Source organism: Leclercia sp. 1548 (genome assembly GCF_050435045.1).
GTDB classification, from domain to species: domain Bacteria; phylum Pseudomonadota; class Gammaproteobacteria; order Enterobacterales; family Enterobacteriaceae; genus Enterobacter; species Enterobacter adecarboxylatus.
On record NZ_JBNDJP010000003.1, the window covers coordinates 17,639 to 32,820 of the forward strand.

At 52.4% G+C, this 15,182-nt stretch carries 15 protein-coding genes; all 15 read right to left on the reverse strand.

Going from position 1 to position 15,182, the window contains the following annotated elements:
- Positions 1-33 precede the first annotated feature (33 nt).
- The 15 genes from rnhB to rpsB all read right to left on the reverse strand — a co-directional run bounded on the left by rnhB (position 34) and on the right by rpsB (position 14,984).
- Positions 34-630, reverse strand: a complete 597-nt coding sequence (gene rnhB, locus ABIE02_RS09675; protein WP_262659824.1) for a ribonuclease HII — start codon at positions 628-630, stop codon at positions 34-36.
- Complete coding sequence (lpxB, locus tag ABIE02_RS09680; RefSeq protein WP_032616626.1) at positions 627-1,775, reverse strand: lipid-A-disaccharide synthase; 1,149 nt, start codon at positions 1,773-1,775, stop codon at positions 627-629. The genes rnhB and lpxB overlap by 4 nt, the downstream gene beginning before the upstream one ends.
- A complete protein-coding gene (gene lpxA, locus ABIE02_RS09685; protein WP_032616625.1) occupies positions 1,775-2,563 on the reverse strand; it encodes an acyl-ACP--UDP-N-acetylglucosamine O-acyltransferase in 789 nt (262 codons plus the stop codon). Before lpxA ends, lpxB begins: the two co-directional genes overlap by 1 nt.
- A gap of 3 nt (positions 2,564-2,566) precedes the next feature.
- Positions 2,567-3,022 carry a 3-hydroxyacyl-ACP dehydratase FabZ gene (gene fabZ / locus ABIE02_RS09690; RefSeq protein ID WP_007373234.1) on the reverse strand — a complete coding sequence of 152 codons (456 nt, stop codon included), beginning with the start codon at positions 3,020-3,022 and terminating at the stop codon, positions 2,567-2,569.
- Positions 3,023-3,124: 102 nt separating this feature from the next.
- On the reverse strand, positions 3,125-4,150 hold the full coding sequence (gene lpxD / locus ABIE02_RS09695; RefSeq protein WP_032616623.1) for a UDP-3-O-(3-hydroxymyristoyl)glucosamine N-acyltransferase: 1,026 nt from the start codon (positions 4,148-4,150) through the stop codon (positions 3,125-3,127).
- 3 nt (positions 4,151-4,153) lie between these two features.
- Positions 4,154-4,648 (reverse strand): molecular chaperone Skp, encoded by a 495-nt coding sequence (gene skp / locus ABIE02_RS09700; RefSeq protein WP_032616621.1) that lies wholly within the window; start codon positions 4,646-4,648, stop codon positions 4,154-4,156.
- Positions 4,649-4,766: 118 nt separating this feature from the next.
- Positions 4,767-7,184: an outer membrane protein assembly factor BamA gene (bamA, locus tag ABIE02_RS09705; RefSeq protein ID WP_032616619.1), complete on the reverse strand. Its 2,418-nt coding sequence runs from the start codon at positions 7,182-7,184 to the stop codon at positions 4,767-4,769.
- Between the two features lie 29 nt (positions 7,185-7,213).
- Entirely contained in the window at positions 7,214-8,566 is a 1,353-nt protein-coding gene (gene rseP / locus ABIE02_RS09710) for a sigma E protease regulator RseP (RefSeq protein WP_032616618.1), read from the reverse strand.
- Between the two features lie 11 nt (positions 8,567-8,577).
- Positions 8,578-9,435 (reverse strand): phosphatidate cytidylyltransferase, encoded by an 858-nt coding sequence (gene cdsA / locus ABIE02_RS09715; protein ID WP_032616617.1) that lies wholly within the window; start codon positions 9,433-9,435, stop codon positions 8,578-8,580.
- Positions 9,436-9,447: 12 nt separating this feature from the next.
- On the reverse strand, positions 9,448-10,206 hold the full coding sequence (ispU, locus tag ABIE02_RS09720) for a (2E,6E)-farnesyl-diphosphate-specific ditrans,polycis-undecaprenyl-diphosphate synthase (RefSeq protein ID WP_032616616.1): 759 nt from the start codon (positions 10,204-10,206) through the stop codon (positions 9,448-9,450).
- 185 nt (positions 10,207-10,391) lie between these two features.
- Positions 10,392-11,591 (reverse strand): 1-deoxy-D-xylulose-5-phosphate reductoisomerase, encoded by a 1,200-nt coding sequence (ispC, locus tag ABIE02_RS09725; protein ID WP_032616615.1) that lies wholly within the window; start codon positions 11,589-11,591, stop codon positions 10,392-10,394.
- 95 nt (positions 11,592-11,686) lie between these two features.
- On the reverse strand, positions 11,687-12,244 hold the full coding sequence (gene frr, locus ABIE02_RS09730) for a ribosome recycling factor (RefSeq protein WP_032616614.1): 558 nt from the start codon (positions 12,242-12,244) through the stop codon (positions 11,687-11,689).
- A gap of 167 nt (positions 12,245-12,411) precedes the next feature.
- Positions 12,412-13,137, reverse strand: coding sequence for a UMP kinase (pyrH, locus tag ABIE02_RS09735; RefSeq protein WP_032616613.1), 726 nt, complete (start codon positions 13,135-13,137; stop codon positions 12,412-12,414).
- Between the two features lie 152 nt (positions 13,138-13,289).
- Positions 13,290-14,141, reverse strand: a complete 852-nt coding sequence (gene tsf / locus ABIE02_RS09740) for a translation elongation factor Ts (protein ID WP_032616612.1) — start codon at positions 14,139-14,141, stop codon at positions 13,290-13,292.
- A 117-nt stretch (positions 14,142-14,258) separates the two neighbouring features.
- The gene (rpsB, locus tag ABIE02_RS09745) at positions 14,259-14,984 is read right to left on the reverse strand and encodes a 30S ribosomal protein S2 (RefSeq protein WP_032616611.1); all 726 of its coding nucleotides are present in this window, start codon (positions 14,982-14,984) and stop codon (positions 14,259-14,261) included.
- Positions 14,985-15,182: the final 198 nt, after the last annotated feature.

A 15,182-nucleotide genomic window follows, 5' to 3' on the forward strand; every position in this document is an offset into this window, starting at 1 on the left:
TTCAGATTCCGCGTTACTTATTGGCGTCTTGATTCAGGACATCAGTCCCAGTGCGCGTTTCACCGGCCCAAAACTGCGGCGATGATGTTCAGTTGCGCCGTGTTCAGCCAGTCTTTCCAGATGGAAAGCGGTAGGATACCCCTTATGCTGGGCAAAGCCATACTGGGGAAAAGTGAGATCCAGCGCAGCCATTTCGGCATCGCGGGTGACTTTGGCAATAATCGAGGCGGCGCTGATTTCGGCTACCCGGCTGTCGCCTTTAACGACCGCCAGTGACGGCATGGGTAGCGCCGGACAACGATTCCCGTCGATCAGCACAAATTCGGGCACCACGCTCAGCCCGGCTACCGCACGCTGCATCGCCAACATTGTGGCATGCAGGATGTTCAGTTCGTCGATCTCATGCGGCTCCGCACGCCCCAGACTCCAGGCCAGCGCTTTTTCTTTAATTTCATTGTATAACGCCAGACGGCGCTTTTCGGATAATTTCTTCGAGTCATTCAGCCCGATAATCGGACGAGCAGGATCGAGGATCACCGCGGCAGTGACAACGGCCCCCACCAGCGGCCCACGACCCACTTCATCCACACCCGCCACCAGATGGGTGTGAGGGTAAACAAATTCCATCATTGTGCTAACTCCAGCACCGCGTCAGCCGCCTGCTCATCGGCATTACAGCGGATCTGCTGATGCAGCTCCCGGAAGGTGTCATGCATTTCATGGCTGGTTTTGCCGTTGGCCAGCAGCGGTAATAGCGCAGCGGCTAACGCCTGTGGCTGGCACTCATCCTGCAGCAACTCTTTCACCAGCTCGCGTCGGGCAAGCAGGTTTGGCAGGGAGACGTAATCGGTTTTCACGAGACGTTTCGCCAACCAAAAGGTGAACGGCTTCATACGATAGCCTACCACCATCGGGCATTTCGCCAGCATACACTCCAGCGCGGCAGTGCCGGATGCCAGCAGCGCGGCATCGCTGGCCACCATCGCCTCACGGCCCTTGCCATCTAACAGATGAACATGCAGATCCGGGGCGACCTCGGCCTTAATGCGCTCGAACTGCTCCCGGCGTTTGGCATTTACCAGCGGCACGACCACTTCGAGATCGGGGTAGGTCTGACGCAGGATCTGCGCCGTTTTAAGGAAATCTGCGCTGAGCATTTCCACTTCTGCCCCACGACTACCCGGCAGCAGGGCCAGACAGTGCACGTCATGCGGAATACCAAGCACGTCGCGCGCCGCATTTTTATCGGGGTCCAGCGGCATGGCATCAGCCATTGTGTGACCGATAAAGCGGCACGGCACGTTGAATTTATCGTAAAACGCTTTTTCGAAAGGCAGGAAGGCCAACACCAGATTCGTCGATCTGCCTATTTTGAAAACGCGTTTCTGTCGCCACGCCCAGACGGACGGACTGACGTAATGAATGGTTTTGATCCCCTGCTTTTTCAGATTCCCTTCGAGGGTAATATTGAAATCAGGCGCATCAATGCCGACGAAAACATCGGGCTGAAGTTCGGTAAAACGGCGTGTTAAATCGGCGCGGATGTGCAGCAAACGGCGCAAGCGCCCCAGCACCTCAACGATGCCCATCACCGCCAGCTCTTCCATCTCGTACCAGGCTTCACATCCTTCAGCCTGCATCAATGGACCGGCAACGCCGACAAAGCGCGCATTGGGAACGCGCGCTTTGAGCGCTCGAATAAGACCAGCACCAAGAATATCGCCGGAGGTTTCTCCGGCGACAAGGGCGATCGTCAGCGGGCGACTATCAACCATTAACGAATCAGACCACGGGTTGAGCGTGCGAAGAATTCCACGAACGCGTTCACCTCAGGGTGCTGTTTCGCCAGTTCAGCGATTTCCGGCTTCGCCTCTTCCAGCGTTTTACCGTTACGGTACAGCTGTTTATAGGCGTTACGGATAGCCATAATCGCTTCACGGCTGAAGCCGCGGCGCTTGAGGCCTTCGATGTTGACACCAAACGGCGTCGCATGGTTACCCTGCGCAATCACATACGGCGGGACGTCCTGCGCCACGCCGGAGCAGCCGCCTACCATCACGTGCGCACCAATGATGCAGAACTGATGGACAGCGGTCATGCCGCCAATGATGGCATGATCGTCAACTGATACGTGTCCCGCCAGCGTTGCGTTGTTGGCGAGAATACAGCGGTTACCAACGGTACAGTCATGCGCGATGTGCGCGTTGACCATAAACAGGTTATCGCTGCCCACCTTCGTCAATTCACCACCCTGTACTGTGCCACGATGAATGGTTACGCTTTCGCGAATGCGGTTACGATCGCCAATTTCCACACGGGTCGGTTCGCCAGCATATTTCAGATCCTGGTTAACTTCACCGATGGAGGCGAACTGATAGATCACGTTATCGCGGCCAATGGTCGTATGACCATTCACCACAACGTGAGATTTCAGTACGGTACCCTCACCAATTTCAACATGGGGTCCAACAATACAAAATGGACCAATGTGAACGTTAGCACCGATAACGGCGCCTTCTTCCACAATGGCGGTTGGATGAATAAAGGCGGTTTTATCAATCACGTATCAGGCCTCCCGGCTACGCGCACACATCATGGTAGCTTCGCAAACAACTTTGCCGTCAACCAGAGCTACGCCTTTGAAGCGAGTCAGGCCGCGACGCGTTTTTTCAAAAGTCACTTCCATGATCATCTGATCACCAGGTACAACCGGGCGCTTAAAGCGCGCTTCGTCGATACCTGCGAAGTAATACAGCTCACCCGGCTCCAGTTTACCAACGCTTTTAAACGCCAGAATACCGGTAGCCTGAGCCATCGCTTCCAGGATCAATACGCCCGGGAAGATAGGCTTCCCAGGGAAATGCCCCTGGAAGAATGGCTCGTTTACAGAAACATTTTTCACTGCGCGCAGAAAACGACCTTCTTCAAAATCCAGCACACGGTCTACCAGCAAAAACGGGTAGCGGTGCGGCAGAAGTTCTAAAATCTCTTCAATATGCAGAGTATGAGTGTCAGTAGTCAAAATACTCTTCCTGTCAAAATATCTGAATGGCAATAATAACACGGCCTGCCGGTTTATAAGAAAGCCGACAGGCCGGGAAGTATGCGTTTAACGGGTGAACGCTTAGTCTTGTTGATCGATTTTGCGCTCAATGGCCTTGAGGCGCTTACTCATATCATCAATATTCATCACCAGGGCAGCAGTTTTACGCCACACCTTGTTAGGCTGCAACGGAATACCTGAGGAGTAAACGCCCGGTTCAGTGATAGGACGCATAACCATGCCCATCCCTGTAACCGTGACTTTATCGCATATTTCCATATGCCCGTTAATGACGCTGGCACCGCCAATCATACAGTAACGGCCGATCTTCAGGCTGCCCGCCATAATAACGCCACCGGCAACCGCCGTATTGTCGCCAATCACAACGTTATGTGCAATCTGGCACTGGTTATCGATGATAACACCATTACCGATTATCGTGTCATCAAGCGCGCCACGGTCAATGGTAGTGCATGCGCCGATTTCGACACGATCGCCGATGATCACCCGTCCCAGCTGCGGGATCTTGACCCAATTACCACGATCGTTGGCATAACCGAAACCATCTGCGCCAATAACGGTGCTGGAATGGATCAGGCATTGTTCACCAATTTCGATCTCATGATAAACGGAGACATTGGCCCACAGGCGAGAACCTGCACCAATTTTTGTTTTTTTACCTACGAAGCAACCGGCACCAATGACAACGTTATCGCCCAGCACGACGTCTGATTCGATAACCGCATTTGCACCAATTGATACGTTATTACCCAGCTGCGCCGTCGGATCAATCACCGCACCGGGTGCGATGTTCTGTGCCGGCTGCGGCGTGGTATCCAGAATTTGTGCCATACGGGCGTATGTCAGGTAGGGATTCTTCACTACCAGCGCTGCACCTTTGGCAAACGGCAAATCGTCCTGCGTCAGTACGACAGCAGACGCCTGGCAAAGAGCCAGATGTTCACGGTACTTCGGGCTTACCATGAAGGTGATAGTGCCTGCTTTAGCAGACTGCATGGACGCAACAGCGGTGATGACGATATCGCCATCACCGTGTAATTCTGCATCCAACTGCTGAGCTAAATCAGCGAGTCGAATTGAAGGCATTACTTATTTAACCTGTTTCAGGACATCAGCGGTGATGTCTTTAACATCGCTGCTGTTGAATGCAACAGCGTTGCCATCAACAACCAGATCGATGTTCTGATCGGCGGCAACAGCTTTCACGGCGGACTGGATACGGGTAACCAGCTTGCCACGTTCTTCGTTAGAACGACGTTGACGATCCTGCTCAAAAGCTTGCGCTTTCTGAGAGAAAGTCTGACGCTGAGCCATTACGTCTTTTTCCAGTTTGCTGCGCTCGCTCGCTTTCATGGTAGAACCATCGCGCTGCAGACGCTGCATTTTGGATTGCAGATCTTTTTCCATACCTTGCAGTTCGCTTGCACGGCCTTTGAACTCGTTCTCCAGCGTGGCAGAAACACCCGTTTTCTGCGCAACCTGCTGGAACAAGTTACCCATATTGACGATTGCAATTTTGTCTGCAGCCTGAGCAGAAGTTGCCATCGCTAAACCGAGACCTGCAGCTAATAACCACTTTTTCACAATTAACTCCTTACCATCCCATTGGTACCCGAAGGTACCGTTCTTTGCGTGGCAAGGCGATCCTGCGATCGCCAGTTGTCAGCGCTACACTGCCAACGCATTCCTTTGCAACGGACAATTACCAGGTTTTACCAATGTTAAACTGGAACTGTTCCGCTTTGTCTCCTTCGTATTTCTTAAACGGCTGGGCGTAAGAGAAGACCAACGGCCCCAGCGGTGACATCCATTGTAGTGCGAGACCCGCAGACATACGAATATTGCTCGGATCGCTGTAGTCTGGAATACCGGCAGCCCGGGTCGCACTGGTATTTTCCCAGTTAGTATCCCATACGGTACCCGCGTCCAGGAAGAAGGACGTACGTACGGAATTGGCATACTTATCGCTGATAAACGGCGTAGGGGTAATAAACTCCAGGCTTGCAACACCCATTGCGTTACCGCCTACTGCGTCATCAGAGCTACATACTTCGCTTGATGAAGACTTATTGCAGTTATCTTCGTCATTACCGCCGTAATAGGCTGCTTTCGGACCAATGTTATTGGACTGGAAGCCACGTACGGTGCTTGAACCACCTGCATAGAAGTTCTCGTAGAATGGCAGTTCTTTGCCACCTAAGCCGTCGCCGTAACCCCAGCGCGTACGACCCAGAACCACCCATTTGTGATCTTCGTCGATTGGGAAGTATGACGCGGTATCGAGAGTAACTTTATAAAACTCATTGTCAGAGCCCGGGACCGTAACTTTACCGTTCAGGTTGACGCGTGAGCCTTCGGTCGGGAAGAAACCACGGTCGAGGCGGTTATACGTCCAGCCATAGTTGAAGGTGAAGTCATCTGCGGCAAAGCCGTTATCATCATTGGAGGTGCTTGCAGATTGTCCAATAGAGTCCAGATAACGCCACATGGCCACCTGCGGTTGCATGTTGGACAGGTCGTTATGCACGTAACCTAAACCAGCACGCAGGGTGTTGTATTCGTTAATTGGGAAACCGAGCGTACCATCAACGCCGTAGCTCTTGTTGGTATACGAGGACAGGTCTGCATCATCCGCTTTAAAGTCGTTATAGAAAATACGACCGCCCAGACTCACACCATCAACGGTGAAGTAAGGGTTAGTAACAGAGAGCTCAGAGTAAGTCTGGTAGTCGTTTTTGGTACCGTTGATACCTACAGAATAGCCAGTACCTAACCAGTTATCCTGCTGCACGCCCACCTGGAAGCTGACGCCACTTTCTGTACCGTAACCGACACCAAAGTTAAAGCTACCGGTGTTACGCTCTTTGACCTTATAGACCACGTCAACCTGATCCGGTCTGCCTGGTACACGCTGGGTGTCCGTATCAACCGTTTCGAAATAGCCCAGACGGTTCAGACGCTCTTTACCCTGGTCAACCAGATCGCTGCCCAACCACGCCCCTTCCATCTGGCGCATTTCGCGGCGCAGTACGGAGTCTTTAGAGGTGTCGTTGCCTTCAAAACGGATCTTACGTACGTAGAAACGGTTACCCGCATCAACGTTAACGTGGAGCTTAACGGTTTTATCCGTATCGTTGATTTCAGGCTGAGTTTGTACACGTGGATAAGCATAACCATAACGGCCGAGCAGCTTTTTAATGCCGTCTTCCATTTTGGTCACTTTCGCACCGCTATACAGCTCGCCCGGCTGAAGCTTGGTCAGACTCTCGATTTCAGCAGAGTGCCCTGCCAGGTTGCCACTCACTTCAACACCAGAAAGCTTGTACTGATCGCCTTCGGTAATGTTAACCGTGATGTAGATACCTTTCTTGTCAGGAGTCAGACTGACCTGAGTCGAATCGATGTTGAAGCGCGCATAGCCGCGATCCAGATAGTAGCTGCGCAGGGTCTCGAGATCGCCCGCCAGTTTCTGTTTCTGGTATTTACGGTCGCCCACTACGTTCCACCACGGCACTTCGTCACGCAGCTGGAAGGTTGAGATCAGCTCATCGGTGGTGAAAGCATGGTTACCGACGATGTTAATCTGCTGGATCTTCGCGGAGACGCCTTCCTGGAACACCAGTTTAAGGTCAACACGGTTACGCGGCAGTGGGGTGACAACGGCTTTTACGCTCGCGCTGTATTTACCGACGCTGTAATAGAAATCTTCCAGCCCTTTCTCAATGTCAGACAGGGTAGTACGATCCAGAGATTCGCCGACACGGACGCCAGAGGCCTCAAGGTTTTGCTTGAGCATGTCGTCTTTCACCGACTTGTTGCCGGAGAAAGTGATGCTGGCAATAGTTGGACGCTCTTTTACCTGCACCAGCAGCGTATCACCATCGCGCAGAACGCGAACGTCCTCGAAGTTGCCAGTGGCAAACAGGGCGCGAATGGTATTACTAATGTCTTCATCATTAACCGTGTCGCCTGGGCGCACTGGCATACTGAGGAGGGCCGCACCAACGGCGACACGCTGAAGGCCTTCGAAATGAATATCTTTCACTACGAACCCGTCAGCACCGTATACGGTCGCGCTGCTAAACAGCAGCGACGCTATGAGCAACTTTTTCATCGCCATCGTTATTATGCGTTCTTCCTAACACTCTCTTACAACCGAGAGAAATCATTGAAAAGTGCAAGCCCCATTAACAGCACCAGTAAAATCGAACCAATGCGATAACTAAAGTCTTGAACTCGCTCGGATACCGGCCCGCCTTTTAGCTTCTCGATCGCTAAAAACAGCAGATGACCCCCGTCTAAAACAGGCAGTGGGAACAGATTTATTATCCCGAGGTTCACGCTAATGAGCGCAAGGAACATGAGATAGTAAATCACCCCGAACTCTGCTGACATCCCAGCCCCCTGAGCGATCGAAATCGGCCCACTGAGGTTGTTCAGTTTTACGTCACCGGTAATCAATTTCCCCAGCATCTGCACGGTCAGCTTCATCAGTTGCCATGTTTTATCCGTGGCTTCAAGAATGGCGCTGAACGGCCCATACTGGCGTATTGTCTTGTACTCATCAGGCAGCGGGATGACTTTTGGCACCACGCCTGCAAAACCTTCAGCCTTTCCGCCACCCGGTTTCGTATCCGGGATAAGCGTTAAGGAGAGCGGGCTGCCCTGCCTTTCTATCTCCAGCGCCAGCGGCGTACCTGGATTATCACGCACCAGAGTAACAAAGGTCATCCACTGCGTTAAAGGTTGACCATCGACTTTAACGATCCTATCGCCCGCTTGCAAACCTGCTTTACGCGCTGCGGAGTCAGACTGCACTTCTGCCAGCACCGGTTCAATCTGTGCGCTGCGTGGGCGAATGCCTAAAGCCGCTACAGGATCTTCTTTATCTGGCTCAAAGGTCCAGTTGCGTAAATTCAGGATTTTATCCTGACGCGTACTGGAACCGAAAGGTGACACGCTGACGGTGGTCTGCTCATCGCCAATTTTGGCAACCAGTTGTAACCGCACGGAATCCCAATCAGGGGTTTCGATACCATCAATCGCTTTAAGTTCCATCCCTGGGTTAATTTGCGCGCTTGCCGCGATGGAGTTGGGTGTTATTTCACCAACAACCGGACGAACGCCAGGGACACCGATGATAAACACCAGCCAGTAAGCAAAGATAGCGAAAATGAAGTTTGCCACCGGACCAGCAGCAATGATGGCGGCGCGCTGGCCGACGGTTTTGTTATTGAACGCGTAGTGGCGCACTTCAGGCGCCACTGGCTCTACGCGCTCATCCAACATTTTGACGTAGCCGCCGAGCGGGATAAGGGCAATAACAAATTCTGTGCCGTGGCGGTCGTTACGACGCCAGAGCGCTTTCCCAAAACCAATTGAAAAGCGCTCTACACGTACGCCACAGCGCCGAGCAACCCAGAAATGGCCAAATTCATGCACCGTGATAAGCACACCCAGTGCAACAATGAACGCCGCCAGATTCCAGAGAATGCTAAGCATAAAACCTTCCGTTAAATCGTCCCAAATACCAGCAAAAACAGGCAGGCAAACACGGGAACCGCCGCCGTCAGGCTGTCTATACGATCCAGGATACCACCGTGCCCTGGAATAAGATTGCCACTGTCTTTGATCCCTGCTTCACGCTTAAACATACTTTCGGTCAAATCACCCAGCACGGAAGCCAGCGCTGCGACGATAGAACAGACCAGTAGGGTTGCCGGTGCCACCTCAAGGTTGGCCCACACGCCATAACCCCATGAGATAATCGCCGCCGTAAATAACCCGCCGATAAAGCCTTGCCAGGTTTTACCCGGAGAGACCTTTGGCGCCAGTTTATGTTTGCCAAACAGTTTACCAAACATATAGGCGCCAGAGTCAGCCCCCCAGACGAGAATCATGACATAAAGCAGCCATAACGCGCCGCTGTAAGGGTTGTCGTCGTAGTGCCAGGTACGGAGGGCAAGCATTCCCCAGAAGAAAGGAACGATGGTGAACAGCCCAAAGCAGAGACGCAGTAGTTTAGAATTGCGCCATAGCGAAGCAGAGCCGGGATAAAAGAGTACCAGCAGCAGGGCTGCAAGCCACCATCCCAGCGAAAGCCAGAGCGAACCTGCTATGATCGGCTGATGAATATTGTGATGGTACTCTGGCAGCATAAAGAGCATCAGCGCCAGCATCAGGCCGCACAACACCGCCAGCCATACCCGCTGGGAACGCGAAGTAAAGCCGCTAAGCTGACCCCATTCCCACGCCGCCAGCATGCAAACGACCAGAGTGACAATAGCGAAGCCCACCGGTGGCAGTAAAAACAGCGCCGCGATGACAACAGGTATTAAAACAAACGCAGAAATCAGGCGATACTTCAGCAAAAGCTACCCCCATCAGGCGTTGTCGCCACCAGGCTCGGTACCACCAAAGCGACGCTCTCGATTGGCAAAGGCATGCAGCGCACCTTCAAAGTCTTGTTCATCAAAATCGGGCCAAAGAACATCTGTAAAGTAAAGTTCGGCGTAGGCAATCTGCCACAGCAAAAAGTTACTGATGCGATGTTCTCCCCCTGTCCTAATTACTAAATCCACGGGTGTCAGTTCACTCATGCAGATTTGCTGACTCAGCGCCTCTTCATCAATCTGGTCCGGCTGTAATAGCCCTTCCTGAACCTGTTCAGCCAAATGCCGTACACCCTGGACAATATCCCAACGTCCGCCATAATTCGCCGCGATATTGAGCGTTAAGCCGGTGTTTTTCCCGGTCAACGCTTCCGCTTTACGAATACGTTCCTGCAGACGTGAGTTAAAACGACTGGTATCCCCGATAATACGCAGACGAACGTTGTGGCGGTGCAGGCTTTTTACTTCGCTGTCGAGCGCCCACACAAACAATTCCATCAACGCACTAACTTCCTGCGCAGGTCGATTCCAGTTTTCACTGCTGAAAGCATAGAGCGTTAACGCATCAATGCCGTTATTAGCGGCAAAAGAAACGGCGCGGCGCACAGATTTCGCCCCAGCTTTATGCCCAAAGGCTCGGATCTTCCCTTGTCTTTTCGCCCAGCGGCCATTGCCATCCATGATGATCGCAACATGACGACAGCCATGTGCTGGCAAGTTCTCGCTTATTGGTTGATTCGCAGACAACATAACGCGTTTTTGGTCCCTGAAAGGATTTAACGGTACTCAGGAATACTGAAGCCTTTACGTAAAAAAGCCGTGTCATACCACGGCTTACCTGACCACGTAACGTCAACTACCCGCAATCAGGTGGCGCAGACTATATCACTGAAGCACAACGCTAACAAATAGCATGACCACCCGAGGCTGGATTATCACCAGCTTGCGAGGTGCGTCACCGCTTTTTGCGCCGTGAGTCTGGCTTTCGCATCGACGGTCAGCACATCATCCACACTTTGCGGCTCGCGTAAATCCATTGCCTCAAGAACAGACAGGTTCAGCGCAGCGATATCCGTAAAGCGGATCCGTTGTTCGAGGAAGGCGGCGACAGCAATTTCATTCGCCGCATTAAGGGCAGTTGTCGCTGCTTGCCCCTGCTCGAAGGCTTCCATTGCCAGTTTCAGGCATGGATAGCGCTGATAATCCGGCGCGCTGAACGTCAGCGCACTTAATTTGCAAAAGTCGAGCGGCTTCACGCCGGAGACGACGCGGTTTGGCCACGCCATCGTATGGGCGATAGGCGTACGCATATCTGGCTCGCCTAACTGCGCCACCACGCTGCCATCCCGATAACGGACCATGGAGTGGATCACGGACTGCGGGTGAATCAACACTTCCATCTGCGCTGCCGAGGCGTTAAACAACCAGCGGGCTTCAATGTATTCCAGACCTTTATTCATCATGGTGGCAGAGTCGACCGAGATTTTACGCCCCATCGACCAGTTCGGATGACGGCAGGCCTGATCCGGGGTCATTGAGACCAGGTCAGACAACGGCGTATCACGGAACGGGCCACCAGACCCGGTAAGCAGGATAGAAGAGACGCCATTCTGCTCGAGATCAGCGTACCCCAGGTTTTGCTGAAACGGTTGCGGTAAACTCTGAAAAATAGCGTTATGTTCGCTATCTACCGGCAAAAGACGCGCACCGCGTTGCTTTACCGCCTCCATAAACAGGCGTCCGCAGGTCACCAGCGACTCTTTATTGGCCAGCAACACCGTTTTCCCGGCATCGATCGCCGCCAGCGTCGGCAGCAGGCCCGCAGCTCCCACAATCGCTGCCATCACCTGGTCTACTTCATCCAGGGCCGCCATGTCGCAGGCAGCCTGTTGACCGCTTAATACTTCGGTCCGACTGCCATTTTCGGCCAGCAGCGCTTTTACCTGGCGAGCACTCTCCTCGTCGTCCATAACCGCATAGCGTGGCGAAAACTCAAGACACTGCTCGACCATCCGCTGAACGTTTTTTCCAGCGACAAGCGCGGTCACGGTGTAGTGTTCAGGGTTGTGGCGAACGACGTCGAGCGTGCTGCAACCAATCGAACCGGTTGAGCCGAGGAGTGTTAATTGCTTCATGAATTGTCCAGAAGTAGTGAAACCAGCAAAGCAAAACGCCGCCAGCAAAGCCCATCGGGCCTTCTGTACGGCGTTTTATCAGATTACGTCAGAAATCAGAACTGCATCAGTTCCGCTTCTTTTTCTGCCAGCGCCGCATCAAGCTTCTTGATGGCTGCATCGGTCAGTTTCTGTACGTCGTCCTGAGAGCGGCGATCGTCATCTTCGCTGATCTCTTTGTCTTTCAGCAGTGCTTTCACTTTGTCGTTCGCGTCACGGCGTACGTTACGCACGGCAACACGGCCCTGCTCTGCTTCACCACGTACCACTTTGATCAGATCTTTACGACGCTCTTCGGTCAGCGCTGGCAGTGGAACACGGATATCCGTGCCTGCAGAGCTTGGGTTCAGACCCAGATCGGATGCCATGATGGCTTTCTCAACAGCCGGGCCCATTGAACGATCAAAGACGTTAATTTTCAGCGTACGGGTATCTTCTACCGTAACCTGCGCCAGCTGACGCAGCGGCGTTGGCGTACCGTAGTATTCCACGACGATACCATCCAGCAGGCTTGGAGAAGCACGGCCAGTACGAATTTTGCTGATTTGGGTTTTGAACGCTTCAACGCATTTGTCCATGCGTACTTCAGCATCTTTTCTGATGTCGTTAATCACGTTACGAATCCTTGGAAACTTGTCTCAGGCAGACTATCCACCAGCACTACGCTACAGGTGTGCTAAGTATAGTCGCGTTTAATTCATGACAACGCCAAAGGCGCGTCCAGGTAAGATATCACTACAAAATAAAGCGGAATCTTACCTGTATTTATCGTCGACGGAAATTATTCCGTGATTAAAGTGCCTTCTTTTTCGCCCATCACCACGCGACGCAGCGCACCAGGCTTATTCATGTTGAAGACACGAATCGGCAGTTTGTGGTCGCGAGCCAGCGTAAAGGCGGCAAGATCCATCACTTTCAGCTCTTTATCCAGTACTTCGCTGTAGGTCAGCTGATCGTACATGGTGGCAGCAGGATCTTTTGCCGGATCGGCAGTAAACACGCCGTCCACTTTGGTCGCTTTCAGTACCACGTCGGCTTCGATCTCGATACCGCGCAGGCAGGCCGCGGAATCGGTAGTAAAGAATGGGTTACCCGTACCGGCAGAGAGGATCACCACACGGTTGTTGCGCAGCAGGCTGATAGCTTCGGCCCAGCTGTAGTTATCACAGACGCCATTCAGTGGAATAGCGGACATCAGGCGCGCATTCACATAGGCACGATGCAGTGCATCACGCATAGCCAGGCCATTCATGACCGTTGCCAGCATACCCATGTGGTCGCCCACCACGCGATTCATGCCTGCTTTTGCCAGACCCGCGCCACGGAAAAGGTTACCACCGCCAATGACTACGCCAACCTGGATGCCCAGTTCAACCAGTTCTTTGATTTCCTGCGCCATGCGGTCAAGGATGCTTGCGTCAATACCGAAGCCTTCCGACCCTTGCAGCGCTTCGCCGCTCAGCTTAAGCAGAATGCGTTTGTAAACGGGTTTTGCATTGGTAGCCATATTTCTTTCCTGGGACTGTCAACGATTAAGATGGGGGGTTAATTCTGGCGACATGATATATCGCATCTCAGCACAGAGACTATAGGCACTTGGCTGATTTACACGTAACGTACACAAAAAGAAGCCGCCCTCAGGCGGCTTCTTTTCGCTGATTAAGACTGTTTAGACATTGCAGCAACTTCTGCTGCGAAGTCAGTCTCAACTTTCTCGATGCCTTCGCCCACTTCGAAGCGGATGAAGCCAGTTACGTCAGCGTTGTGCTCTTTCAGCAGCTGAGCAACAGACTTGCTTGGATCCATTACGAAAGGCTGGCCAGTCAGAGAAACTTCGCCGGTGAATTTCTTCATGCGGCCTTCAACCATTTTCTCTGCGATTTCTTTTGGCTTGCCAGACTGCATGGCGATGTCCAGCTGAACCTGGTACTCTTTTTCTACAACTTCAGCAGACACGTCTTCTGGCTTAACGAATTCTGGCTTGCTTGCAGCGATGTGCATTGCCAGCTGCTTAACCAGCTCTTCGTCAGCGCCTTTAGCCGCCACCAGAACACCGATACGCGCACCGTGCTGGTATGAACCCAGAACGTCGCCTTCCAGGGAAGACACGCGACGGATGTTGATGTTCTCACCGATTTTAGCAACCAGCGCAACACGCTCTTCTTCGAACTGTGCTTTCAGAACTTCAACGTCAGTGATTTTGCCAGCAATAGCTGCGTCCAGAACTTTGTTAGCAAATGCCTGGAAACCGCCATCTTTAGCTACGAAGTCAGTCTGGCAGTTAACTTCCAGAATGATGCCGTAGGTGCCGTCGATCTTAGTGATGATCACGCCGTCAGCAGCAACGTTGCCTGCTTTCTTAGCTGCTTTGATCGCACCAGATTTACGCATGTTTTCGATTGCCAGCTCGATGTCGCCGTTCGCTTCAGTCAGCGCTTTTTTGCAATCCATCATGCCTGCGCCAGTACGCTCACGCAGCTCTTTTACCAGGGATGCGGTAATTTCAGCCATTCTTAAATCCTCGGGAGATGTGAACTGCCCGGCCAGAAGCCAAACAGTATAAATTGAAAAAAGGGGCCGATAATTGGCCCCTATTCATACACGGTACTAATAAGGGGTAGAACCTTATTATTCAGCTTCTACGAAGCTTTCTTCCGCCTGAGAAGCCAGATCCTGGGAACGGCCTTCACGAACGGTAGCAGCTACAGCGCTCAGGTACAGGCTAACAGCACGGATTGCATCGTCGTTACCCGGGATAACGAAGTCAACACCGTCCGGATCGGAGTTGGTATCAACGATTGCGAATACTGGGATACCCAGGTTGTTAGCTTCTTTGATTGCGATGTGCTCGTGGTCAGCATCGATAACGAACAGCGCGTCTGGCAGGCCGCCCATATCTTTGATACCGCCCAGGCTGTTTTCCAGCTTGTCCAGCTCACGAGTGCGCATCAGCGCTTCTTTTTTGGTCAGCTTTTCGAAAGTACCGTCCTGAGACTGGGTTTCCAGATCTTTCAGGCGCTTGATAGACTGACGAACGGTTTTCCAGTTGGTCAGCATACCGCCCAGCCAGCGATGGTTCACGAAGAACTGGTCGCAGCTGTTAGCAGCTTCTTTCACAGCTTCGCTTGCAGCGCGCTTAGTACCAACGAACAGAATCTTACCTTTACGGGAAGAGATCTTGTTCAGCTCAGCCAGGGCTTCGTTGAACATTGGTACAGTTTTCTCAAGGTTGATGATGTGAACTTTGTTACGTGCGCCGAAGATGAAAGGCTTCATTTTCGGGTTCCAGTAACGGGTCTGGTGACCGAAGTGAACACCAGCCTTGAGCATGTCGCGCATGGAAACAGTTGCCATGTTTTAAAACCTCTATTTAAAAGTTGGGGTTATGCCTCCACGTATCCCATATTACCGACCCCAAAGGGCACCCCGGAATATGTGCCGATACGTGTGTGTTGTTACACAAAGTGAGATTTGTCGCTCCCGTCCATTCTGTGTATCTGAAATGGATCGGAAGTCCGGCGCGCTTTATACCACAAAATGCTACCCGAAACC

Bases quoted from the DNA above. Each gene is read 5' to 3' on its own strand.
- rnhB (WP_262659824.1), bottom strand. From the start codon at position 630: ATGATGGAATTTGTTTACCCTCACACCCATCTGGTGGCGGGTGTGGAT.
- lpxB (WP_032616626.1), bottom strand. From the start codon at position 1,775: ATGGTTGATAGTCGCCCGCTGACGATCGCCCTTGTCGCCGGAGAAACC.
- lpxD (WP_032616623.1), bottom strand. From the start codon at position 4,150: ATGCCTTCAATTCGACTCGCTGATTTAGCTCAGCAGTTGGATGCAGAA.
- bamA (WP_032616619.1), bottom strand. From the start codon at position 7,184: ATGGCGATGAAAAAGTTGCTCATAGCGTCGCTGCTGTTTAGCAGCGCG.
- rseP (WP_032616618.1), bottom strand. From the start codon at position 8,566: ATGCTTAGCATTCTCTGGAATCTGGCGGCGTTCATTGTTGCACTGGGT.
- ispU (WP_032616616.1), bottom strand. From the start codon at position 10,206: ATGTTGTCTGCGAATCAACCAATAAGCGAGAACTTGCCAGCACATGGC.
- ispC (WP_032616615.1), bottom strand. From the start codon at position 11,591: ATGAAGCAATTAACACTCCTCGGCTCAACCGGTTCGATTGGTTGCAGC.
- pyrH (WP_032616613.1), bottom strand. From the start codon at position 13,137: ATGGCTACCAATGCAAAACCCGTTTACAAACGCATTCTGCTTAAGCTG.
- tsf (WP_032616612.1), bottom strand. From the start codon at position 14,141: ATGGCTGAAATTACCGCATCCCTGGTAAAAGAGCTGCGTGAGCGTACT.
- rpsB (WP_032616611.1), bottom strand. From the start codon at position 14,984: ATGGCAACTGTTTCCATGCGCGACATGCTCAAGGCTGGTGTTCACTTC.